Origin of the sequence: Methylobacterium sp. WL7, from assembly GCF_008040085.1 — a bacterium.
Lineage (GTDB): Bacteria > Pseudomonadota > Alphaproteobacteria > Rhizobiales > Beijerinckiaceae > Methylobacterium > Methylobacterium mesophilicum.
Genome location: NZ_VRVG01000020.1, coordinates 24,906 through 47,799 on the forward strand (window position 1 = coordinate 24,906; position 22,894 = coordinate 47,799).

A 22,894-nucleotide genomic window follows, 5' to 3' on the forward strand; every position below is an offset into this window, starting at 1 on the left:
CAGGATGACGCCGAACCACGCAGCCCTGGAACTTTGGCCCGCCGCGGTCTCCGGCACCGCGACCGAGACGGACCTGCTCATCCTGGCCTTCACGGTCCTGACCCTGCTGCTGACCGTGCCGGTCTTCGTGGCGATCACCTATTTCGCCCTGCGCTACCGCGAGGGTTCGGAGGCGGATCGCAGCCCCTCCGGCATCCGCTCCAACCTCATCGAGATCAGCTGGATGCTGATCCCGTTCCTGCTGACGCTGATCTTCTTCGTCTGGGGCGCCCGGGTGTTCATCGCCTCGAAGAACGCCCCGCCGGACGCCATGGTGATCGAGGCGATCGGCCGGCAATGGATGTGGAAGTTCCAGCATCCCACCGGTCAGGCCGAGATCAACGACCTGCACGTGCCGATCGGGCAGCCGATCCGCCTGCGCATCATCAGCCAGGACGTGATCCACGCCCTCTACCTGCCGGCCCTGCGCTTGCAGGTGGCGGCGCTCCCCGACCGCTACACCGACCTGTGGTTCAAGGCCGACAAGATCGGCACCTATCACCTCTACTGCTCGGAATATTGCGGCACCGACCATTCGGTGATGGGCGGCGAGATCAGCTTCATGAATCCCGGCGACTACCAAGACTGGCTGACCCATGCCGGCGCGCAGCAGGGCAAGGTCGCGGCCGGCCGCACCCTCTACGAGGCCTATGGTTGCGCCGGCTGCCACGATCCCGGCTCCGCCGTGAAGGCCCCGAGCCTGGCCGGCCTCCACGGCAGCCAAGTGAAGCTCGCCGACGGCCGCACGGTGGCGGCCGACGACGCCTGGCTGCGCGAAAAGATCCTGAACCCGAACGGCGACCGGCTCGCCGAGGGCTACAAGCAGGTGATGCCGAGCTTCGCCGGCCGGATCCCGGAGGACGAACTCGGGACGCTCATTGATTTTCTCAAATCCTACACGGCGCCGGCCTCCGGCAAGGCCGCGCAGGCCACTCCATGACGGCGACGAGGGCGACACCATGAGCGCATCGGGCAGCGTCGGCGGCACGGCCCGCCGCGAGCCGCACGCGCCGGAGGCCACAATCGGGCGCAAGGCCGACTACCTTCACGCGGATTCGACGCTGCGCTCGTGGTTCCTCACCACCGACCACAAGCGCATCGCGATCCTGTACCTGACCTCGATCACCGGCTTCTTCGTGATCGGGGCGGTCGCGGCCGGCGTGGTCCGGCTGGCGCTGATCGTGCCCAACGGCGCGATCATGACCAACGACACCTACAACAAGGCCTTCACCATCCACGGAGTCGTGATGGTGTGGTTCTTCCTGATCCCGTCGATCCCGGCGACCTTCGGCAACTTCCTGATCCCCCTCATGATCGGGGCGAAGGACCTGGCGTTCCCCAAGCTGAACCTGACGAGCTGGTACGTGTTCATGGCCGGGGCGTTCTTCACCCTGGTCTCGCTGGTGCTCGGCGGCGTCGATACCGGCTGGACCTTCTACGCGCCGCTCTCCACCGCCTTCTCGAACACCTGGGTGCTGCCGGCCCTGATCGGCGTGACCATCGTGGGCTTCTCGTCGATCCTCACCGGGCTCAACTTCGTGGTCACCATCCACACCATGCGGGCGCCCGGCATGACGTGGTTCAAGCTGCCGATCTTCGTCTGGGCCCACTACGCCACCAGCCTGATTTTTTTGCTCGCCACGCCGGTGATCACGACCGCGCTGATCCTGCTGATCATGGAGCGGGGCTTCCACATCGGCGTGTTCGACCCGGCCTATGGCGGCGACCCGGTGCTGTTCCAGCACCTGTTCTGGTTCTACTCGCACCCGGCCGTGTACATCATGGTCCTGCCCGGCATGGGGGTGATCTCGGAGATCGTCCCGGCCTTCGCGCAGAAGAAGCTGTTCGGCTACCGGTTCGTCGCCTACGCGTCGATCGGTCTGGCCTCGGTGACCTTCTTCGTCTGGGGGCACCACATGTTCGTCAACGGCCAGAGCGACCTGGCCTCGCTGGTGTTCTCGGCCCTGTCGTTCGCGGTGGCGGTGCCGTCGGCCGTCAAGGTCTACAACTGGACCGCGACGATCCATAAGGGGAGCCTGCGGCTCGATACGCCGATGCTCTACGCCATGGGCTATATCGGCCTGTTCGTGCTCGGCGGCCTCACCGGGCTCTACCTCGCCACGCTCGCGATCAACCAGCACATCCACGCGACCTACTTCGTGGTCGCGCATTTCCACTACATCATGGTCGGCGGCACGGTGCTGGCCTTCCTGGGCGGCCTGCACTTCTGGTGGCCGAAATTCACCGGGCGGATGTACAGCGAGCCCTGGGGCCGGGTCTCGGCGATGCTGATCTTCATCGGCTTCAACGTGACCTTCTTCCCGCAGTTCATCCTCGGCTATCTCGGGATGCCCCGGCGCTACGCGACCTACCCGGTCGAGTTCCAGCTCCTCAACGTGCTGTCCTCGGCCGGCGCCACGATCCTGGCCGCCGGCTACATCTTCCCGATGCTCTACCTGGTCTATTCCCTGTGGTTCGGCCGCAAGGCGCCCGCCAACCCCTGGAACGCCAAGGGGCTCGAATGGGAGACCGGTTCGCCGCCGCCGAAGCACAACTTCCTGTCGCCGCCGGCGGTGCCGCGCATCCCCTACGATTACCCGATTCAGGCCCAGGAAGCCCAGGACCAGCACGGATGAGCGAAGGGCTGGCAGACGGCGTCGGGGTCGCCCGCGCCGGACATTTCGAGACGGTGGCCCAGCAGCGCGCCGCCGCGACGCTGGGCATCTGGGCCTGGCTGATCACCGAACTCTTACTGTTCTCGGCCCTGTTCCTCGTGGCGCTGATCGTCCGGATCCAGCACCCCGAGGCGACCGTCGCGGCGGCCAAGCACCTCAAGTTCTGGATCGGCGCCACCAACACCGTAGTGCTGATCTGCTCCAGCTTGACCATGTCGATGGCGATCGAATTCTCGCGGATCGGCTGGCAGCGCGCCATGGTCCGGGCGATGCTGGCCACCGCGGCGCTGGGCGGCCTGTTCCTGGTGCTCAAGGGCTACGAGTATTACGCCGACTGGGCCGAGCACATGATGCCGTTCCTCGGCAGCCGGCCCTTCGCGCTGGCCGAGACGCCGCCCGCGCGGCTGTTCGTGAACCTCTACTACGTCGCCACGATCCTGCACGCGGCCCACCTGTTCACCGGCATCGCGCTCCTGCTCGGCATGACCTGGATGGCTGCCAAGGCCGGCTTCCTGTCCCGCCACCAGAACTGGATCGAGGTCTACGGCCTGTACTGGCACTTCATCGACCTGGTCTGGATCCTGGCCTTCCCGATCCTCTACGTGGTCAACCGGTAGGATGCGCAATCCCCTCGCCACCTTGAGCGCCGACGACCGCGCCCTGCTCCGGCGCCGGCTGCGCACGCCGGTGCTGACCTTCCTGGCGCTGCTGGCCCTGCTCGCGGTCAACGTCACCCTGGGCGCCACCCTGCCCTTCGCCCAGGTCTGGATCGTCGAACTCCTGGTCGTCGCCGTGATGGTGGCGCTGATCCTTCTGGTCTCCATGGAGGTGATCCACGAGCCGCCGCTGATCCGCCTGTTCTCGGGGATCGGCTTCTTCTGGGTCGCCATCATGGTCGGCATGACGCTGACGGATTACCTGGCGCGGTGAAGGTTGGAGGCTCCATCTTGCTTCTCGACGGCTGATCCTTACCGTCGAGACTCATGCACACGGTCGTCCTGACGCCGAAATTTCTCGCTGACGCGAAATTTGCTGGCGTCTCGGACAGCGAGATGGAGGCGATCATCGATGTGATCGCAGCAGATCCGAGCGCGGGAGATCTCATTCCGGAGACCGGCGGGGCCCGAAAGGTCAGGATCGGCGGCCGGGGCAGGGGCAAGTCTGGAGGCTATAGGGTCATTACGTTCTACGTTGTTGATGACCTGCCTGTGTTCTTGCTTCGTCTGGTTTCGAAGGGGCAGCACGTCGATATCAGCCATGCCGAGCGGCATGCCGTCAGAGCGGCGCTGACGGACCTGGTCGAAGTGTATCGCGCGGGTTTGCACAGGCACGGGTGATCCACACATGGTGGATGCGATGTGTATCGAGAGGCGAGAGATGACCGCGTTCGGTGAAGGGCTGGTCGAGGCCGCGCAGCAGGCTCTCGCCATCGCCCGCGGCGAAGCCCAGCCGGGGACCTATCGCGTCCACAGTCCCCAGGCGCTCGACGTGAAGGTCGTGCGGCGGGAGCTCGGTTTCACGCAGGCCGAATTCGCGGCCCGCTTCGGCTTTCCGATCGGGACCATTCGCGACCTTGAACAGGGCCGCACGCGGCCGGATGCCGCGACGCTGGCCTATCTGACCGTGATCCGCCATGACTCCGCCGCGGTGCTGCGGGCTTTAGAGCATGCGCAGAAGAGCGACTGAAACGTCGGTTGTCGCGAAGATCGAACGTCTCTAAATCCGCTGACCCGCGGATGCGGTTCGGGTGGAAAGTCGGAGATCATGTGCGAACTGCTCGGCATGAGCGCCAACGTGCCGACCGACATCCGCTTCTCGTTCGCCGGGTTGGCCCGGCGCGGCGGCGAAACCGGGCCCCATGCCGACGGCTGGGGTATCAGCTTCTACGACGGGCGGACCTGCCGCAGCTTCCACGAGCCGGAGCCGAGCTCGCGCTCGCAGCTGGCCCGGCTGCTGCGCGACATGCCGATCAAGAGCCGCATCGTCGTCGCCCACGTGCGCAAGGCCAACCGCGGCCGGGTCAGCCTGGAGAACACCCATCCGTTCGCCCGGGAATTGTGGGGCCGCCGGTGGACCTTCGCGCATAACGGCCAACTCAAGGGCGTGAAGCGTCTGCCGCTCGGCGGGTTCATGCCGATCGGCTCGACGGACAGCGAGCACGCCTTCTGCTGGATGCTCGGCCGCCTCCAGGCGCGGTTCCGGGCCCTGCCCCGTCCCGCCACCCTGGACCGCGCCGTCGCGGACCTCGCGGGCGAGCTGCACGCCATGGGCGTGTTCAACATGCTGCTGACCGACAGCCGCACCCTCTACGCCCATTGCGGCAAGCGCCTGTGCTACCTCACCCGGCGCGCCCCGTTCGGCACCGCCACCCTGATCGACGAGGATTGGCAGGTGAATTTCGCGCAGGAGACCTCGGAGAGCGACGTGGTCACGGTGATTGCCACCCAGGCGCTGACCCGGGACGAACGCTGGACCGACCTCGCCCGCGGCGACGTCCTCACCCTGCGGGACGGGGCGATCCGCCTGTTGAGGCCGGCAGGAGCCTCTTAAGTCCGACTTGAGCGAGGGTGCATGCCGCCCCCCGATGCGCTAGAACGACCGTAACAGGAGCGCATCGGCCGGGCTTCAGGGGAGTTCGGCCGGCAAGCGATCCGCCTCGACCGCCCCGGACCGCAGGTCGAGCCACGATAAGCTGACGAGCGCGATACGCATGACCCGCGACGACACCGACACCGCCCTGTCCCATGAGGACGGGCTTCGGGATGCGCTTCGGGATGGCCGCCCGAATCTCGCCCCGAACATCCGCACGCATCTCGGCGAGCACCTGCGCACCGTCTACGAGCGGATCGGCGAGGAGGTGCTGCCCTCCCGCTTCGCCGACCTGATCGAGAAGCTGGAGGAGGCGCTGCGCGCCCGCGGCGAGGCGATCGAGCCGGAGTTCCGCAACGGCCTGCTCGCGGCCGTCCCGTCCCTGCGCGCCTTCGCGCTGTCGCTGACCTCGAACCCCGCCCGCTCCGACGACCTCGTCCAGGATACCCTGCTCAAGGGCTGGCAGCACCGCGCCCGGTTCCAGCCGGGGACCAACCTCAACGCGTGGTTGTTCACCATCCTGCGCAATATCTTCTATTCGGATCACCGCAAGCGGGTCCGCGAGGTCGAGGACCAGGACGGCTCCTACGCGGCGCGGCTGGCCACGGCCCCGCACCAGGGCGACCGGCTCGACGTCGAGGACCTGCAGTCGGCCCTGGCCAAGCTACCGCCGGACCAGCGTGAGGCGCTGGTGCTGGTGGGGGCCGAGGGCGTCTCCTACGAGGAGGCCGCCACGATCATGGGCTGCAAGGTCGGCACCGTGAAGAGCCGGGTCAGCCGTGCCCGCGGCCGCCTGGCGGAGCTGCTGGGCTACGACGAGGAGGATCTCGGCTCCGACCGGTTCATCCAGTCGGCGATGCCCAAGGACGCGTAGGAATCGCGCCGGGCGGCCCGCCGCCGTCGCGAAAAAAGATGCATCCGAATCCGGGGATCGGGCGTTACCGGCCCGAGCTTCGTCGCCTCGCTGCGGCGGAACGCCACGGAACGGAGATGTCCCGTATGACCTTCAAGACCCTTATCGCAGCCTCGGCCCTCGCCCTGTCGCTGCCGCTGGCCGCCCAGGCCCAGGGCACCATCCCGGGTGCCGAGCGCGGCGCCGCCGCCGGCAACGACGCGGCCGGCCCGATCGGCGGGATCGTCGGCGGTGCCGTCGGTGCGGCCACCGGCACGGTGGGCGGCATCCTCGGCGTCGACATGGCGCCGCGCTTCCGCAGCTACGTCCGCGAGCGCAACGTCCGCTCGTACGATTACGACGGCCGCGTCGCCGTCGGCTCGACCCTGCCGTCCTCGGGCGTCACCTACTACGACGTCCCGAACGAGTACCGCGTGCAGCCGGGCTACCGCTACACCGTCGTGAACGACCGTCCGGTGCTGGTCGATCGCGGCCACCGGATCGTCGAGGTCATCGACTGATCGCACGGGCCGGTCCCGTGCCGGCCCACCGGGCCCCGGAGCGACCCGCTCCGGGGCCCGTCTTCGATCCGCAGGATGCCGGAGGCGCAACGGTTCTCCAGCGAAGCCGTTGATCCGCCACGTGAACCATGAGGCGACCATGAGCCAGGATCCAGGCGACCCCGGCGCGACGCTGCCGGAACCGGTGCGCGATCACCTCGGCCAGCAATTGCGCGGCGTCCTGCCGGTCGGGACCGACAAGCCCCGCTTCCTCGGGGACGATCCGGTTCCGGACGCGTTCGAGCCGCAGATCCGCCGGCTCGAGACCCGGCTGAAGACCCATGAGGAGGGTACCGAGGCGGTCGGCCAGGCTCTCGACCAGATCCTCGACGCCCTGGGCGTGAAGCCAGACGACGCCGACAAGCCTCAGGCTTGAACGGTAAGCCCCCGGTCTGAAACGCGATGCCGCGTCAGACCCGCGGCTTCTCGGCCAGCAGATCGCGGATCTCCGACAGGAGCTTCACGTCCGCCGGGACTTCGGCCACAGCCTCGGGCTTCTTGGCCTCGGCGTTCTGCAGCTTGTTCATGGCCCGGATCACTAGGAACAGCACGAAGGCCACGATCATGAAGTTGATGGTCAACGTCAGGAACTGGCCGTAACCCAAGACGGCGCCTTGCTTCTTGGCGTCCACGTAGGGCAGCCCGGCCTGCACCTTCGATGAGAGCGGGATGTAGTAGTTCGAGAAATCGAGCCCGCCCGTGATCGCCCCGATCGCCGGCATGAACAGGTCCTGCACGGCGGAATTGACGATCGATCCGAAGGCCGCGCCGATGATCACGCCGACCGCGAGATCGACGACGTTCCCGCGCAGGGCGAATGTCTTGAATTCCTCGAGCATGCGCCGTCCCCCACCGATTCCGGGGTCAAGACTACGGAAGATCGCCTGGAAAGCCAGCGCGGCTCCCGCCTATCCCCCGGTGATCGCAGGCCCGGCCGGGTCGTCGACCGCGGTGGCCGCCTCGGCCTTGGCGCGACGGCGGTACTGTGCGGCGACCACCGGGATGGTCAGCAAGTAGCCGCCGCTCACCGCCACCAGGGCCTCGAACGGGTAGCTGATCAGGATGCCGAACGCCGCGACGCCGAGCAAAAAGATCGGCAGGACGAGGCTGCGCGGCACCCGCTTGCCCATGGTCTTGCCCGAGAAGGTCGGGACCGTGGACACCACCAGCAGGGCGATGGCGAGCACGTAGATCAGGATCGCCGAGGCGATCCAGCCCTCTGCGCTGAAGCCGAGGAAGTGCAGGTAGAGCGGCAGCATCGCGGTCAGCGCGCCCGCAGGGGCCGGCATGCCGACGAAGAAGTCCTTCTTCCATTCCGGCCGGTTCGGGTCGTCCAGCATGGCGTTGAAGCGGGCGAGCCGCAGCGCCATGGCGATTGCGAAGATCAGCGCCACGATCCAGCCGGCGGATTTCAGGTGGAACAGCGCGAAGCCGTAGAGGATCAGCGCCGGCGCGCAGCCGAAATTCACGAAGTCGGCCAGCGAATCGAGTTCGGCCCCGAAGCGCGAGGTGCCCTTGAGCAGCCGCGCCACCCGCCCGTCGATGCCGTCGAGCACGCCGGCCGCCACCACGGCGATGACGGCGGGCTCGAACTTGCCTTCGAAGGCCAGCCGGATCGCCGTCAACCCGAGGCAGAGCGCCATCAGGGTGATCATGTTGGGCGCGATCATCCGGAACGGCACCGGCTTGAACCGGCGCGGGCGCGGCTCGTTCGGATCCGGCGCGAAGGGCGGGAACAGGTCGTCCATGGCCGTCTAGATCCGCTTGAACTGCCGCCCGGGGCCGCCGCCGAGGTCGGCCAGCACCGTCTCGCCGGCCACAGCCTTCTGGCCGAGCCCGACCAGCACGGTGGCGCCCGCCGGCAGGTAGACGTCCACCCGGGAGCCGAACCGGATCAGGCCGAACCGCTCGCCCACCGACAGCACGTCGCCGGCCGAGACGAACCCGACGATCCGCCGCGCCACCAGGCCGGCGATCTGGACCACGCCGACGCGCTTGGCCTGCCCGGCATGGCTGGTCTCGATCACCATCCCGTTGCGCTCGTTGTCGTCGCTAGCCTTGTCGAGTTCGGCGTTGAGGAACAGGCCGGGCGTGTAGTGGATCTGGCCGATTCGCCCCGAGACCGGCACCCGGTTCACGTGGCAGTCGAACACGTTCATGAACACCGAGACCCGCAAGGTGGGCACCTGCGGCAGGTCGAGCTCGGGCGGCGGCAGCACGGTGGCGATCAGGTTGACGCGCCCGTCCGCGGGCGAGACCACGAGCCCGTCTTCCACCGGGGTGATCCGCTCCGGGTCGCGGAAGAAGTAGCAGACCCAGAGGGTGAGGATCAGGAAGATCCAGCCGAAGAACTGCGAGAAATAGCCGGCCAGCACCGTGAGCACGATGCCGATCAGGATGAAGGGATAGCCCTCCTTGTGGATCGGCACGAGCGTCCGACGGATCGTCTCGATCAGGTCTGTCATCGTGTTCCGGACTCAACGGCGCCGCGGGCGGGCGGACATGTCGGACGCGCGGATGGCAGCCCGCCGGGCCGGCGTCAACGTGTCGGGGCTTTCCGCCTCTCTATCAGACATGCGTCATCGTCCCCACCCGCCTGCCGCGCCGGGGCCCGGTAACCCAACCCCGAGGGACGCGGGATGCCACGGGGACCCTGGCGCCGGCTATGGCTGTACGGCATCCGCGATTGCACCTTCTGCCGGCACCTCTGATACAGGTCCCCCATGATGGGCAGGCCGCGCTCGCGACGACGGCGCGAGCCGAGCGCGGCCGCCCCAGATCGCGCCGCCGGTCCGTCCGCGGCCGCAATGGAGGAAGCCGTCCGGTGCAGAAGCTCGCCATCCTCGGCCTCGGCGCCATGGGCCACCCGATCGCCCGCAACCTCGCGGCCAAGCGCCCGTCCGACTCCGAGACCGTCGTGGCGGTGGATGCCGACCCGGCACGTCTCGCCGGGCTCGACGCGCCGGGCCTCGTCGCGACGGCGGATCCCGCCGCGTTCGAGGGGGCCGAGGTGCTGTTCCTGTGCCTGCCGAACGGCGACGTGGTCGAGGCGGCCCTGTTCGGCGAGGATCGTCTCGCCGAGCGGCTAGCGCCGGGGGCGATCGTGGTGGATCTCAGCACCATCGCGCACGCCAAGGCGCTCGCCATCGGGCGCGCCGTGGCGGCGACCGGGCGGCGTTTCGTCGATGCCCCGGTCTCGGGGGCGCCGGCGGGCGCAGAGGCCGGGACGCTCACGGTGATGTGCGGCGGCGACCCGGAGAGCGTCGCGGCGGTCCGGCCGCTGCTGGAGCGGATCGGCACCAGCGTCCTGCATATGGGGCCGGCGGGCTCCGGCCAGCTCACCAAGACGATCAACAACGTGCTCTACGACATCAATATCGCGGCGCTGGCCGAGGTGCTGCCGATGGCGGTGGCCATGGGGCTCGATCCGGAGCAGATCGCCCAGGTGGTCACCACCGGCACCAGCCGGAGCTACGCGGCGCAATACTTCGTGCCGCGCATCCTCCAGGGCCGCTTCGACGAGGGCTACCCGATGGGCGCGGCCTACAAGGACCTCGTCGCGGCCGCGGCGATCTCGGCCGAGGGCGGCTATCCCATGCCGGTCACGGCCGCCGCCACCGCGACCTACCAGACCGCCCTGCGCCAGGGCCACGGCGACCGCGACAAGGGCGCGATGGTGCTGCCGTTCGAGGCGCTGCTCGGGGTGAAGGTCCGGTCCGGCGGGTAAGCGCCGCGGCTGCGATCCGAAGAAACCTCAATCCACCGCCGGCGCGTGCAGCTCCGCGTCGGTGAAGCGCGCCTGCTCCTCCATCACGAGCTGGCCCAGCTCGCGCTTGATGGCGTTGAAGTCGGCGCTCGCCGGGTCCCGGGGCCGGGGGATCGGCACGGTGACGTCGCGCTTGATGCGCCCGGGCCGGTAGGTCATCACCAGGATCCGGTCGGCCAGGTAGATCGCCTCCTCGATCGAGTGGGTCACGAACACGATCGTCTTGCGCGAATCGGCCCAGATCCGGAGCAGTTCGTCCTGCAGGGTGCGCCGCGTCAGGGCGTCCAGGGCCCCGAACGGCTCGTCCATCAGCATAACCGGCGGGTCGAGGGCGAGGATGCGGGCGATGGCCACGCGCTGGCGCATCCCACCCGACAGGTCCTTCGGGTAGCGGGTGCGGAAATCCGACAGGCCGAGCGTCGCGGTGATGCGGTCGACCGTCTCGGCAGCCTGGGCGCGGGGCACGCCCTTGATGTCGAGGCCGAAGCGGACGTTGTCCTCGACGCTCATCCACGGGAACAGGGCGTATTCCTGGAACACCATGCCCCGGTCCGGGCCAGGTTCGACCACCGGCCTGCCACCCACCGTGATCGTGCCCGAGGTGAGCGGGCTGAAGCCCGCCATCGCGTTGAGCAGGGTGGACTTGCCGCAGCCCGAGGGCCCGAGCAAACACAGGAACTGGCCCTCCGGCACCGTTGCCGAGATGTCCTGAAGGGCGGCGACGCCCGAAGCGCTGCTGCCGAACACCTTGACGGCGTTCGCGACCACGATCTCTGCCGACATCGTCCGGGTTACCGCTCCAGGCCGCGGTGCCAGCGCAGCAGGTGATCGTTGAGGCGGCTCATCGCCCCGTCGATGATCAGGCCGAGGATGCCGATCGTCAGCATGCCGCCGATGATCTTGTCCGACCACATGTATTCCCGAGCCTCGAGGATCCGGTAGCCGAGCCCGTCCGAGACCGCGATCATCTCGGCCACGATCACCACGATGAAGGCGGTGCCGATGCCGATGCGCATGCCGGCGAGCACGAACGGGCTCGCGGCCGGCAGGATCACCCGGCGGAACATCGTCCAGGAGCCGGCGCCGAGGTTGCGGGCGGCGCGGATGTAGATCGAGTCGACCTGACGCACCCCCGCGATGGTGTTGACCAGGACCGGGAAGAAGGTCCCGAGCGCGATCAGGAACAGGGCCGGCGGGTTGCCGAGCCCGAACCACACGATGGCGAGCGGGATGTAGGCGATCGGCGGGATCGGGCGCAGCACCTGGAGCAGCGGGTTGAACAGGGCGTAGAGCCTGTCGTTGGTGCCGAGCACCAGGCCGACCGGCACGGCGAGCCCGGCCCCGATCAGGAAGCCGGAGACGACCCGGGACAGACTGGAGACCGCGTCGTGCGGCATCTCGCCGGAGAACAGCCAGGACAGGTAGCTCTCCTGGCCGGGATCGTACGGCAGGGCCGGCAGCAGGCCGGACCACCATTTCACCGCCACCGCGCTCGGCGGCGGCAGCACCACGGCCGAGACGAGGCCGGTGCGACTCGCCAACTCCCACAGGATCAGCAGCGCGACCGGAACCAGGACGCCGCGAAGGTCGCGCAGGGCCATCGGATCACTCGACCTTCAGGTCGGCCTTGGCCTTGTCGAGCAGATCGAGCTTGACCCACTCGGCATCGCTCTTGGGCGGGTTCTGCATCTTACCCAGCCCGTACTTGACCATGTAGTCGGTGGTGACCTGCATGTGCCCCGCCGGCATGGCGTAGGTGTAGCTCGCGTTGGCCATGCCATCGCGAAAGTCCTGGCTGGTCAGCTGGCCCTTGAACACCTGTTCGCGGACGTATTTCTCGGCGAGTGCCGGGTCGTCGATGAAGGCCTTGGTGGCGGCCACGAACAGGCGCAGCACCTTGGCGGCCACCTCCGGCCGCTCGGTGTACATCTTCTCGGTCATCACCAGGGGCCGCACCGGCTTGCCGATTGGGGTGTCGTAGGGCTTGACCAGCTCGACGCCCCAGCCGGCGCTGATCGCCTGGGTCGATTGCGGCTCCGACTGGCAGATCACGTCGACGTATTTCTGCCCGAGCGCCTGGTTCAGGTCGGCGTAGTTGTTGAAGTAGGTCAGCTGAACGTCCTTGCCGGGACGCTCGGACCAGGTCAGCCCGTGCTTGTCGAGCTCGGCCAGCAGCATCAGGTCCTGCGTGCCGCCGCGGACGGTGGCGACCTTGAGGCCCTTCAGGTCGGCCGCGCTCTTGGCCGGCAGGTCCGGCCGCTTGAGGATGCGCACGCCGCCGTCGGCGAAGCCCGCGACCACCACCAGCTTCACGCCGTTGCCGCGGGCGGCCACCGCGCCGTCGCCCCCGGAAGCCGCGATGTCGATCTGGTCCACGGCCATGGCCGGGTAGATGTCGGCGCCCTTGGCGAACTGGCGCTCGTCGATCTTCAGGCCGTATTTCGGGGCGATCTCCTTCATGTAGGAGATGGCGCCGTAATGGGCGAATTTCAGGTTGCCGAGCCGGACGACATCCTCCGCCCGAACGGTGCCGCCGAGGGCGACCAGCATGGCGCCGGCCGCGATCAGGCCCTTCAACATCGATGTCTCCCCCGACCGGACGGCCTAAGCCGATTCGCAGCGCGGCCTTCGTGATGGGCCGTTTAGCGCAGTATAACGAATACAGCCGGAGAAGTAATCCGCCCCCGCGTGACTACTCCGCCGGTTCCGTCGCCGGCACGGCCCCGCGCCCGGCCCGGATCGGCAGGACCGGGGTGTCGGCGCGCTGAAGCACTTCGAGCGCCGCGTCGGCCTCGCGCTGGCGGTCCCAGAGCGCCGCGTAGATGCCGCCGGCCTCCAGCAATTCGGCATGGGTGCCGCGCTCGGCGATGCGGCCGTGGTCGAGCACCAGGATCGCGTCGGCATTGACCACCGTGGACAGCCGGTGGGCGATCACCAGGGTGGTGCGCCCGCGGCTGACCCGGTCGAGCGCCGACTGGATCTCGGCCTCGGTGAAGGAATCCAGCGCCGAGGTCGCCTCGTCGAGCACCAGGATCGGCGGGGCCTTAAGGATGGTCCGCGCGATGGCGACCCGCTGCTTCTCGCCGCCCGACAGCTTCAGGCCGCGCTCGCCGACCGGCGTGTCGTAACCCTCCGGCAGGCCGGAGACGAAGCGGTCGATCTGGGCGAGCTGGGCCGCCTCGCGCAACTCCGCATCGGTGGCGTCCGAGCGACCGTAGCGGATGTTGTAGCCGATCGTGTCGTTGAACAGCACCGTGTCCTGCGGGACCATGCCGATCGCCGCGCGCAGCGATTCCTGGGTCACCGCGGCGATGTCCTGACCGTCGATGCTGATCCGGCCGGCCGACGGCTCGTAGAACCGGAACAGCAGCCGCGACAGTGTCGACTTGCCCGCCCCCGAGGGGCCGACCACGGCCACCGTCTGGCCGGCCTGGATCTCGAACGAGACGCCGCGCAGGATCGGCCGCTCCGGCGTGTAGGCGAAGCGCACGTCCTCGAACCGCACCGTGCCGCCCGCCACGCTCAGCGGCGCGGCGCCGGGCCGGTCGGCAATCTCGGGGTTCTGCCCGAGGATGCGGAACATGTCGTCGATGTCGATCAGCGCCTGTTTGATCTCGCGGTAGATCATGCCCATGAAGTTCAGGGGCATCGACAACTGCACCAGCAGGGTGTTGGCCAGCACGAAGCCGCCGATCGTCGTGCGCCCGGCCAGGATGTCCCGGGCCGCGAGCCACATCACGATCGTCATCCCGATGGTGAAGATCACCGCCTGGCCGGCATTAAGCACGGCCAGCGACACGTAGGTCTGGGTCGAGGCCTTTTCGTATTTCGCCATCGACACGTCGTAGCGGGCGGCTTCGCGGGCCTCCGCGCCGAAATACTTCACCGTCTCGTAGTTGAGCAGCGAGTCGACCGCCTTGGTGTTCGCGTCGGTATCCGAGGCGTTCATCCGGCGGCGGATGGCGATCCGCCACTCGGTCGCCTTATAGGTGAAGGCCAGGTAGGCCCCGACCGTGAGGAACGCCACCAGCGCGTAGCGCCAGTCGAACTCGTAGGCGAGGACGCCGAGCACCAGCGCGAACTCGACGATGGTCGGCACCAAAGTCAGCACCATCAGGCGCGACAATTCCTCGATGCCGGCGCGGCCGCGCTCGAGCACCCGGGTGAGACCGCCGGTCTTGCGCTCCAGGTGGAAGCGCAGGGACAGGCGGTGCATGTGCTCGAAAGTCCGGAGCGCCAGGCGGCGCACCGCGTGCATCGCCACCTTGGCGAACAGCCCGTCGCGCACCTGGGTCAGCGCCGACATGGCGATCCGCGACACACCGTAGAGGGCGATGAGCAGCATCGGGGCCGCGAACAGGCCCGTGGGCAGCGGCGCGTCCTTCCCACCGATCGCGGCTACCAGCGCGTCGGTGATCCACTTGAAGGTGAACGGGGTCACCATGGTCACGAGCTTGGCCGCGAGCAGCAGCCCGAACGCCAGGAACACCCTGCGCTGCAGGTCGGGCCGGCCGTGCGGCCACAGGTGCGGCCAGAGGCGCCGATAGGTGGCGAGCAGCCCGGGGCGCTCGGCCGGGTGTGCGGACCCGGCCGGGGGCACGGTGTCGTCGGTCATGCGGGATTCGATGCAGGAGGAACGGCGGGAGGAAGGATCTTCCACCCGCATATAGGTCCGTGGAACGGACCGGGCACCCGCAGCCGCCGCAGGGCCGGTCATCCTCTCCAGAACGGCTTCCGGATTTCGCGGCGCAGGTGCCAGGGTTCGATGCCGGCATCCCGCAGCTGGTCCGGATGCAGGGCGGCGAGCAACCTCCGGGTCCGGATGCGCTGGAGCCAGAGACCCAGCAGGGATGGGACGGCGGACCGGCTCGCGGAGCGCGCAGGCGTGGCCGCGGACGGCAGGGTGACGATCGACATGGCGTAGGTTCCGGTGACGGGACGCAGTCCGGCCGGGATTGCGGGCGCAGGATTGAACCGATAGATATCTCGGATCAATCGAAACATTGCACTCGGAGCAATGATGCGGGCTTCGGATTATCGCACCGTCGCGGACGCGGTGGCCGGCGAGATCGCCTCGGGGCGCCTGCGCCCGGGCGACCGGCTGCCGCCGCAGCGGGACTTCGCCTATGCCCGGGGCATCGCTGTCTCGACGGCGAGCCGGGTCTACGCGGAACTGGGCCGCCGCGGGCTCGTGACCGGCGAGGTCGGACGCGGCACCTTCGTCCGCTCCGAGCCCGGCCAGGCCGTGCGGCTCCAGCCGGAGCCGCCCCCGGCGGCGATCGACCTGCAGCGGACCCATTCGCGCCTGCCGGAACAGGAGGTCGTGCTGGCCGAGACCCTGGCGGCCCTGGCGGGCGCGGGCGCCGAGATCGGGTTCAGCCAGTACGGCCCCGCGGGGACGCCCCGGGCCCGCAGAGTCGCGGCCGACTTCCTCGCCCGCGACGGCTACGCGCCCCGGGCCGCCGACATCCTGTTCACCGGCAACGGCCGGCAGGCGCTCGCCGCCGCCCTCGCGGCCCTGGCGGCGCCGGGGGAGCGGATCGGCTGCGAGCCGCTGACCTATCCGGCGGTGCGGGGCATCGCGGCCCGGCTCGGGATCACCCTGGTGCCGCTGGCCATGGATGCGGAGGGCGTATGCCCCGACGCGCTCCTCCAGGCCCATCGGGCGACCCCGTTGAGCGGTGTCTATCTCCAGCCGACCCTGCAGAACCCGCTCGGCGCGACCATGGGCACCGCGCGGCGGGCCGACCTCGCCGGGATCCTCGACACGGTCGGCCTCACCGCCATCGAGGATGCAGTCTACGGCTTCCTCGCCGACGCGCAGCCGCTCGCCAGCCTGGCGCCGGACCGGACGATCCTAGTGGACAGCCTGTCGAAGCGGGTGATGCCGGCCCTCACCGTCGGGCTGATCGCCGGGCCCCCGCACCTGACCGACCGGCTCGCGGCCTCGGTGCGACAGGGCGCCTGGACCGCGCTCGGGCTGTCGCTCGCGGCCGGCATGCACTGGATGTCCGGCGGCTCGGCGGCGACGCTCGCGGAGGCCAAGCGCCGGGACGCGGCGTCGCGCCAGACCCTCGCCCGGGAGATACTAGGAGGACTCACGGTGGTCGGCGACCCCCGCGCCTATCACCTCTGGCTCGCATTGCCCGAAACCTGGCGGGCCGAAGCCTTCGCGGCCGCCGCGTTGCGCCGGGGCATCGCGCTGCTGCCGGCCGCGGCCTTCGCGGTGCATCCCGGCCACGCGCCGAACGCGGTCCGCCTCGCCCTGGCGACGCCGTCGCCGGAGGACCTGTCCGAGGCGCTCACGACCCTGCGCCGTCTGGCCCTCTCGGAGGACGACCAGATCGTGGAGTGACGGGGGCGTCAGCCCCGCTTGTCGGTCGGCAGGATGAAGATCTGGCCCGGGTAGATCCGGTCCGGGTCGCGGATCTGGCCCTGGTTGGCGTCGTAGATCACGGTATAGCGCTCGCCCCGGCCGTAGGTGCGCTGGCTGATCCGCCAGAGGTTGTCGCCCCGGGTGATTTTTGCCGTGGTGATCTCGGGCACGAACACCGCGCCGGCCCCGGCGGGGCTACGCGCCCCAGCGGCATCCCGGCTGAGGGCGGAGGGTGTCTCGGTCTGGCCGGCGCCGTCGTCCCGGGAACGGACCCCGCCCTGCCCGGCTGCGGAGGCGGCCGACCGGGCGGACGGACCCTGCGGCCGATCCTGCCCGGCACCTTCGCCGGCGGCGACGCGGGTCGGCTCGGGCACCGCGAGCGGCACCTCGGCGCGGGTGGAGACCTTGCCGGTGCGGGGATCGATCTGGTCGATCCGCACCTGATACTGGCCGGGCTTGACCCCGCGGCCGATCGTGAAGCTCGCCCGCCCGTCCGGCCCGACGCTACCCGGGGCGATCAGCGTGTCGTTGAGGTAGAGCCGGAGCTTCGCGCCCGGAATCCCGGTGGCGGTCACGAACAGCCGGCCGCTCTCCTGCACGTCGACGCTGACGATCTTGGCGGCCGGCGCCTTGCCGTCGGCCGTGGCCTTCGCCTCGGTCCCGGCCGGTGCCGCCGGCCCGGGGGCGCCGGGCTGCGACAGCACCACCGTCGCGGCATCCGGGGCGGTCAGCGCCACCAGGGGTTGGCGGTCGCGGCCCGGGGCGACGTCCACCGCCACGCTCTGGCGCGAGTCGGCGGTGTGGCCGCCCTTGGTGGTCATGCGCAACCGCAGGGCGCTGGAGCCCGCCGGCAGCGCCGGCGGCACCAGGGCGAACTGGCCGTTGGCGTCGGCGGTCGCCCGGGCCACGGGCTTGCCGTCGACCAGCATCTCGATGACGGCATCCGGCGCGCCGCGCCCGGCCACCACGGCGTCGCCGTTCGGCTCGACCCGGACGATATCGAAGCGCGGCACCTCGGCGGCGTCGGGCTCGGCCGGCTTGCCGTCGGGCGCCGCCCGGTCGGCCGTGCGCGCCGGGCCCGGTGCCGGATCGCCGGCGTTGCGCGCGTCCGAACGGGTGTCGCCGGGCTTGACGTCGCCGGGCTTGGCACCATCCGGCCTGCTCGCCCCCGACGTGTCGTCGCGGAAATCGATGGGCGGCGCGCCGGATTCGGCCGTCGCCCCGGGGTCGGCCAGGCTCCGCAGGCCGCCCTGCGGCGCGGTGGCGGCGGGCGGCTCGGGATCGTGCCGGCCGATCATCCGCCGCAGGGACTCGCCGCCGAACAGGACCAGCACGAGGCCGAGACCGCCGAGGAGGCCGGCGAGCGCCAGGGCGAGACTGCGCCGCACCTGTCTCGACATCGCCACAAAGGCCTCCCTGCTCGTCCGGCCGCCCGGCGAATGGGCAACCTGCCCGCTCAAAAACCGTCGACTGCGGCGCCCATAATACCGTACATGGTCCCGACACCAAGCCGTCCCGCCGCTCCGGCGGGTGAATCCCACGCGAATTCAGCAGTTTGGCGCGTGGAGCGCCGGGCGCGGGGGTCTTTCTCGACGGCTCGCAACGGTTGCGTGATGGAGGGCGCCGGATGGCCCCGGTGAGGACTGTCTGTGTCTATTGCGGCTCCGGCTTCGGCGGAGACCCGGCGTTTCGCGAGGCCGCGGAGACCCTGGGCACGGCGATCGCACAGGCCGGGATGGGCCTGGTCTACGGCGGCGGCGACGTCGGGCTGATGGGCGCCGTGGCGCGCGCCGCCCTGGCGGCGGGCGGCCACGTCACCGGCATCATCCCGGACTTCCTGCAGGCGCGCGAGCACATGCTCGACGCCGTGCAGGAGACCGTGGTTGTGCCCGACATGCACACCCGCAAGCGTCTGATGTTCGAGCGCTCGGACGCCTTCGTGACCCTGCCGGGCGGCATCGGCACCCTGGAGGAACTGGTCGAGCAACTCACCTGGGCGCAACTCGGGCGGCACCGGAAGCCGGTCGTGCTGGTCTCGGTGGCCGATTTCTGGGCGCCGCTGCTCGACCTGTTCGAGCACATGCGCGGCCACGGCTTCATCCGCGAGGGGCTGGACCTCAGCTACACCGTCGCCCGGGACGCGGCCGCGGTGGTGCCGCTGCTGCGCGAGGCCGGCCACGAGCCGGACCCCCAGGCCGAGGAGATCGTCAAAGAGCGGATGTGAGGCCGGGCCCGGACGCTTGGCTGCTCGGTCCCCTCGGACGCTTGGCCGCGCCGGCGTCCGTGAGGTCGGTGCGACAGGTCGGTGTATGAGGCCGGCGCCGCCGCACGGGGCGGCGGCAGGCGGAGTCCGAGCATGCGCGTCCCGATCCTGGCGGCCCTGGCGCTCGTCTGCCTCGCCGCCGCGGCCTCCGCGCAGGCGCCGCCGGTCCTCCAGACCCTCGATTACGCCAACACCCGGTATTCCGACCTCGCCCGGATCGACGCCGGCAACGTCTCGCGCCTGAAGGTCGCCTGGACCTTCTCCACCGGCGTGCTGCGCGGGCACGAGGGCGCCCCGATCGTGGTCGGGAACCGGATGTTCGTGCACACCCCGTTCCCGAACGTGGTCTACGCACTCGATCTCGACCACGACGGCAGGATCCTCTGGCGCTACGCCCCGCGCCAGGATGCGAGCGTGATCGCGGTGATGTGCTGCGACACGGTCTCGCGCGGCCTCGCCTACGCGGACGGGCGGCTGTTCCTGCAGCTGGCCGACACCACGGTCGTGGCCCTGGACCCGGAGAGCGGCGGGGTCCTGTGGTCGGTGAAGAACGGCGACCCGGCCCGGGGCGAGACCAACACCGCCACGGTCCTGCCGGTGCACGGCAAGCTCATCGTCGGCATCGCCGGGGGCGAGTACGGCGCCCGCTGCCACGTCACCGCGTACGATCAGGCCACGGGCCGGCGCCTCTGGCGCGCCTACGCCACCGGGCCGGATGCCGACATGCTGGTCGATCCGGACAAGACCACCGAACTCGGCCGCCCGATCGGCCGGGATTCCTCGCTCACGAGCTGGGAGGGCGACCAGTGGAAGATCGGCGGCGGCTGCAGCTGGGGGTGGTTCTCGTACGATCCGGCGCTGAACCTCGTCTATTACGGCACCGGCAACCCGGCGACCTGGAACCCGGCCCAGCGCCCGGGCGACAACCGGTGGACCATGGCGATCTTCGCCCGCGACCCCGACACCGGGCTCGCCCGCTGGGTCTACCAGATGACGCCCCACGACCAGTGGGACTACGACGGCGTCAACGAGATGATCCTCACCGAGCAGGTGATCGACGGACGCCCGCGCCGGGTGCTCACCCATTTCGACCGTAACGGCTTCGGCTACACCCTCGACCGCGCGACCGGCGCGGTGCTGGTGGCGGACAAGTTCGACCCGAGCGTCAACTGGGCGAGCCGGATCGACCTGGACCGCGCCTCCCCGGGCTACGGGCGGCCGGTGGTGGACAAGCGCTACGCGCCCGGCGAGGCCGACGAGGAGGAGGTCACCAAGAACATCTGCCCGGGGGCGCTCGGCGCCAAGAACCAGCAGCCGGCGGCCTACTCGCCGGTCACCCGGCTGTTCTACGTGCCGACCAACCACATGTGCATGGATTACGAGGCGTTCCGGGTGAGCTACACGCCGGGCCAGCCCTATGTCGGCGCGACGCTGACCCTGCACCCGCCCGAGGGCTCCGACCGGACCGGCGCGTTCATCGCCTGGGACGGGGCCAAGGGAAAAATCGCCTGGACGATCCCGGAGCCGTTCTCGGTCTGGTCCGGGGCGCTCGCCACCGCCGGCAACGTCGTCTTCTACGGCACGCTCGAAGGTTACCTGAAGGCGGTCGACGCCCGGGACGGGCACGAGCTGTACCGGTTCAAGACGCCGTCCGGCATCGTCGGCAACGTCACCACCTACCAGCACAACGGCCGGCAATACGTGGCGGTGCTGTCCGGGATCGGCGGCTGGGCGGGCATCGGGCTGGCCGCCGGACTGACCGACCCGGCGGACGGTTCGGGCGCAGTCGGCGGCTACGCGGCCCTGTCGCGGTACACCGCGCCCGGCGGCCAGCTCACGGTGTTCGCCCTGCCGGAGTGAGCCCGCGCGGACCCGTGCCGACGAAGTCCACGAACGCCCGCAGCGGCGCCGGCAGGTGCCGGCGGCCGGGATAGTAGAGGAACGGGCCGGAGAAGACCTGCCACCACGGTTCCAGCACCGGCTCCAGGGCGCCGCCGTCGAGCTGGGGGCGCAGCCAATCCTCGAACAGGTGGATGATCCCGGTTCCGGCCACCGCCGCCGCGACCGCGAGGTCGCTGGCGCCGACGCGCACGATCAGCGGGCCGGACGGATCCACGCGGACGATCTCCCCGTCGCGCTCGAACTCCCACGGCGCCGTCAGGCTGCCGCTCGGGAACCGGCCCAGCAGGCAATCGTGGGCCAGGAGGTCGCGCGGATGCTGCGGGCGCCCGCGCCGGTCGAGATAGGCCGGGGCCGCCGCCGTGGCGAAACGCTGCCGCCGCGGGCCGATCGGCACCGCGATCATGTCCTGCTCAAGCCGCTCGTCGTAGCGGATGCCGGCGTCGCAGCCGGCCGCCAGCACGTCCACGAAGCCGTCCTCGACGACCAGTTCGAGCCGGATCTCGGGATAGGCGGCCAGGAAGGGCGGCACGATCGCGGGCAGGACGAGGCGTGCCGCGCTCAGCGGCACGTTGAGCCGGAGCGGTCCGGCCGGCCGGTCGCGGAACCCGTTCACCACGTCGAGGGCGGCCTCGACCTCTCCGAGCGCCGGGCCGAGCCGCTCCAGCAGGCGGGCGCCGGCCTCGGTGGGCGCGACGCTGCGGGTGGTCCGGTTCAGGAGGCGCACGCCGAGGCGCGCCTCGAGCCGGCGCACCGCCTCGCTGAGGCTCGACGCGCTGCCGTTTCCGGTGCGGGCGCCCTCGCGAAAGCCGCCGGCCCGCGCCACGGTCACGAAGGCGGCCAGGTCTGATAGATCCATCGTCATCGTTCGAGATCCCGCACAGCCCGTGCCGAACATCACCGCTTATCCGGTCAGGCCGTGCCGTCTACATCCGGGGCGCACACAGGAGATTCGCCATGACCGACATCGCGCAGGCCGGCACGTTCGCGCTCGGGGACCGCACCGTGAAACGCCTCGGCTACGGGGCCATGCAACTCGCCGGGCCGGGCGTCTACGGGCCGCCGAAAGACCGCGGGGCGGCCGTCGCGGTGCTGCGCGAGGCTGTGGCCGAGGGGGTCGATCACATCGACACCAGCGACTTCTACGGGCCGCACGTCACCAACCAGATCATCCGCGAGGCGCTCCATCCCTATCCCGACGATCTGGTGATCGTGACCAAGGTCGGCGCCAAGCGCGGGCCGGACGCTTCGTGGAACCCGGCCTTCTCGACGGAGGAACTCACGCAGGCCATCCACGACAACCTGCGCAATCTCGGCGTCGACGCCCTCGACGTGGTCAACCTGCGCCTGATGTTCGACGCCCACGGCCCCGCGGAGGGATCGATCGAGGCGCCGCTCACCGTGCTGGCGGAGCTGCAGCGCCAGGGGCTGATCCGGCGGATCGGGCTGAGCAACGCGACGCACGCGCAGGTCGCCGAGGGCCGGCGGATCGCCGAGATCGTCTGCGTGCAGAACCAGTACAACCTCGCGCATCGGGCCGACGACGCCCTGATCGACGCGCTGGCCGAGGCCGGCACCGCCTACGTGCCGTTCTTCCCGCTCGGCGGCTTCAGCCCGCTGCAATCCACCGCCCTGTCGGAGGTCGCAGCCGAACTCGGGGCGACGCCCATGCAGGTGGCGCTGGCCTGGCTGTTGCGCCGGGCGCCCAACATCCTGTTGATCCCGGGCACCGGCTCGCTCGGCCACCTGCGCGAGAACCTCGCGGCGGCCGCACTGAGCCTGCCCGAGGACGCGATGGCCACGCTGAACGGGATCGGGGCCGCCTGACCGCCTGA

25 protein-coding genes are annotated in these 22,894 nt (G+C 70.0%); 15 read left to right on the forward strand and 10 right to left on the reverse strand.

Annotated elements, in window-relative coordinates:
- The first annotated feature begins 4 nt into the window (after positions 1-4).
- The 10 genes from coxB to FV233_RS08090 all read left to right on the forward strand — a co-directional run bounded on the left by coxB (position 5) and on the right by FV233_RS08090 (position 7,131).
- A complete protein-coding gene (gene coxB / locus FV233_RS08045; RefSeq protein ID WP_147897173.1) occupies positions 5-979 on the forward strand; it encodes a cytochrome c oxidase subunit II in 975 nt (324 codons plus the stop codon).
- Between the two features lie 19 nt (positions 980-998).
- Complete coding sequence (locus FV233_RS08050; RefSeq protein ID WP_147855895.1) at positions 999-2,675, forward strand: cbb3-type cytochrome c oxidase subunit I; 1,677 nt, start codon at positions 999-1,001, stop codon at positions 2,673-2,675.
- The gene (locus tag FV233_RS08055) at positions 2,672-3,331 is read left to right on the forward strand and encodes a cytochrome c oxidase subunit 3 (protein WP_147897174.1); all 660 of its coding nucleotides are present in this window, start codon (positions 2,672-2,674) and stop codon (positions 3,329-3,331) included. The genes FV233_RS08050 and FV233_RS08055 overlap by 4 nt, the downstream gene beginning before the upstream one ends.
- A 1-nt stretch (position 3,332) precedes the next feature.
- Positions 3,333-3,644: an oxidase gene (locus FV233_RS08060; RefSeq protein ID WP_147897175.1), complete on the forward strand. Its 312-nt coding sequence runs from the start codon at positions 3,333-3,335 to the stop codon at positions 3,642-3,644.
- A 53-nt stretch (positions 3,645-3,697) separates the two neighbouring features.
- Positions 3,698-4,051, forward strand: a complete 354-nt coding sequence (locus FV233_RS08065; RefSeq protein WP_147897176.1) for a type II toxin-antitoxin system RelE/ParE family toxin — start codon at positions 3,698-3,700, stop codon at positions 4,049-4,051.
- A gap of 40 nt (positions 4,052-4,091) precedes the next feature.
- Positions 4,092-4,400, forward strand: coding sequence for a helix-turn-helix domain-containing protein (locus tag FV233_RS08070; RefSeq protein ID WP_147897177.1), 309 nt, complete (start codon positions 4,092-4,094; stop codon positions 4,398-4,400).
- A gap of 78 nt (positions 4,401-4,478) precedes the next feature.
- Entirely contained in the window at positions 4,479-5,264 is a 786-nt protein-coding gene (locus FV233_RS08075) for a class II glutamine amidotransferase (RefSeq protein ID WP_147897178.1), read from the forward strand.
- Positions 5,265-5,424: 160 nt separating this feature from the next.
- Complete coding sequence (locus FV233_RS08080) at positions 5,425-6,177, forward strand: NepR family anti-sigma factor (protein ID WP_147855899.1); 753 nt, start codon at positions 5,425-5,427, stop codon at positions 6,175-6,177.
- A 125-nt stretch (positions 6,178-6,302) separates the two neighbouring features.
- Positions 6,303-6,716: a DUF1236 domain-containing protein gene (locus tag FV233_RS08085; protein WP_147897179.1), complete on the forward strand. Its 414-nt coding sequence runs from the start codon at positions 6,303-6,305 to the stop codon at positions 6,714-6,716.
- Positions 6,717-6,855: 139 nt separating this feature from the next.
- Positions 6,856-7,131 (forward strand): hypothetical protein, encoded by a 276-nt coding sequence (locus FV233_RS08090; RefSeq protein WP_147897180.1) that lies wholly within the window; start codon positions 6,856-6,858, stop codon positions 7,129-7,131.
- A gap of 34 nt (positions 7,132-7,165) precedes the next feature.
- Here the strand turns inward: FV233_RS08090 and mscL are convergent, their stop codons facing one another.
- The 3 genes from mscL to FV233_RS08105 form a co-directional block, all read right to left on the reverse strand.
- Entirely contained in the window at positions 7,166-7,594 is a 429-nt protein-coding gene (gene mscL / locus FV233_RS08095) for a large conductance mechanosensitive channel protein MscL (protein WP_147857017.1), read from the reverse strand.
- A gap of 69 nt (positions 7,595-7,663) precedes the next feature.
- Positions 7,664-8,503 carry a phosphatidylcholine/phosphatidylserine synthase gene (locus FV233_RS08100; protein WP_147897181.1) on the reverse strand — a complete coding sequence of 280 codons (840 nt, stop codon included), beginning with the start codon at positions 8,501-8,503 and terminating at the stop codon, positions 7,664-7,666.
- Between the two features lie 6 nt (positions 8,504-8,509).
- On the reverse strand, positions 8,510-9,220 hold the full coding sequence (locus tag FV233_RS08105) for a phosphatidylserine decarboxylase (RefSeq protein ID WP_147857019.1): 711 nt from the start codon (positions 9,218-9,220) through the stop codon (positions 8,510-8,512).
- 359 nt (positions 9,221-9,579) lie between these two features.
- On the opposite strand from FV233_RS08105, the gene FV233_RS08110 reads away from it, so the two are divergent.
- The gene (locus tag FV233_RS08110) at positions 9,580-10,482 is read left to right on the forward strand and encodes an NAD(P)-dependent oxidoreductase (protein WP_147897182.1); all 903 of its coding nucleotides are present in this window, start codon (positions 9,580-9,582) and stop codon (positions 10,480-10,482) included.
- A gap of 27 nt (positions 10,483-10,509) precedes the next feature.
- Here the strand turns inward: FV233_RS08110 and FV233_RS08115 are convergent, their stop codons facing one another.
- The 5 genes from FV233_RS08115 to FV233_RS08135 all read right to left on the reverse strand — a co-directional run bounded on the left by FV233_RS08115 (position 10,510) and on the right by FV233_RS08135 (position 15,438).
- Entirely contained in the window at positions 10,510-11,304 is a 795-nt protein-coding gene (locus FV233_RS08115; protein WP_147897183.1) for an ABC transporter ATP-binding protein, read from the reverse strand.
- Between the two features lie 8 nt (positions 11,305-11,312).
- Entirely contained in the window at positions 11,313-12,122 is an 810-nt protein-coding gene (locus FV233_RS08120) for an ABC transporter permease (RefSeq protein ID WP_147897184.1), read from the reverse strand.
- Between the two features lie 4 nt (positions 12,123-12,126).
- On the reverse strand, positions 12,127-13,101 hold the full coding sequence (locus FV233_RS08125) for an ABC transporter substrate-binding protein (protein WP_147897185.1): 975 nt from the start codon (positions 13,099-13,101) through the stop codon (positions 12,127-12,129).
- A gap of 112 nt (positions 13,102-13,213) precedes the next feature.
- Positions 13,214-15,136: an ABC transporter ATP-binding protein/permease gene (locus tag FV233_RS08130; protein WP_147854996.1), complete on the reverse strand. Its 1,923-nt coding sequence runs from the start codon at positions 15,134-15,136 to the stop codon at positions 13,214-13,216.
- 98 nt (positions 15,137-15,234) lie between these two features.
- Complete coding sequence (locus FV233_RS08135) at positions 15,235-15,438, reverse strand: DUF1127 domain-containing protein (protein WP_147854995.1); 204 nt, start codon at positions 15,436-15,438, stop codon at positions 15,235-15,237.
- 103 nt (positions 15,439-15,541) lie between these two features.
- Here FV233_RS08135 and FV233_RS08140 point away from each other — a divergent pair, with 103 nt between their 5' ends.
- Positions 15,542-16,876, forward strand: coding sequence for a PLP-dependent aminotransferase family protein (locus FV233_RS08140; protein WP_147897186.1), 1,335 nt, complete (start codon positions 15,542-15,544; stop codon positions 16,874-16,876).
- Positions 16,877-16,884: 8 nt separating this feature from the next.
- Here the strand turns inward: FV233_RS08140 and FV233_RS08145 are convergent, their stop codons facing one another.
- The gene (locus FV233_RS08145) at positions 16,885-18,297 is read right to left on the reverse strand and encodes a LysM peptidoglycan-binding domain-containing protein (RefSeq protein ID WP_147897200.1); all 1,413 of its coding nucleotides are present in this window, start codon (positions 18,295-18,297) and stop codon (positions 16,885-16,887) included.
- 227 nt (positions 18,298-18,524) lie between these two features.
- On the opposite strand from FV233_RS08145, the gene FV233_RS08150 reads away from it, so the two are divergent.
- Together FV233_RS08150 and FV233_RS08155 are read left to right on the forward strand one after the other, a co-directional pair.
- The gene (locus tag FV233_RS08150) at positions 18,525-19,121 is read left to right on the forward strand and encodes a TIGR00730 family Rossman fold protein (RefSeq protein ID WP_147897187.1); all 597 of its coding nucleotides are present in this window, start codon (positions 18,525-18,527) and stop codon (positions 19,119-19,121) included.
- A 132-nt stretch (positions 19,122-19,253) separates the two neighbouring features.
- A complete protein-coding gene (locus FV233_RS08155) occupies positions 19,254-21,020 on the forward strand; it encodes a methanol/ethanol family PQQ-dependent dehydrogenase (RefSeq protein WP_147857013.1) in 1,767 nt (588 codons plus the stop codon).
- On the opposite strand, the gene FV233_RS08160 is transcribed toward FV233_RS08155, so the two are convergent.
- On the reverse strand, positions 20,995-21,924 hold the full coding sequence (locus FV233_RS08160) for a LysR family transcriptional regulator (protein ID WP_147897188.1): 930 nt from the start codon (positions 21,922-21,924) through the stop codon (positions 20,995-20,997). The genes FV233_RS08155 and FV233_RS08160 overlap by 26 nt on opposite strands.
- A gap of 92 nt (positions 21,925-22,016) precedes the next feature.
- Here FV233_RS08160 and FV233_RS08165 point away from each other — a divergent pair, with 92 nt between their 5' ends.
- Positions 22,017-22,886, forward strand: a complete 870-nt coding sequence (locus FV233_RS08165; protein WP_147897189.1) for an aldo/keto reductase family oxidoreductase — start codon at positions 22,017-22,019, stop codon at positions 22,884-22,886.
- Positions 22,887-22,894 lie beyond the last annotated feature (8 nt).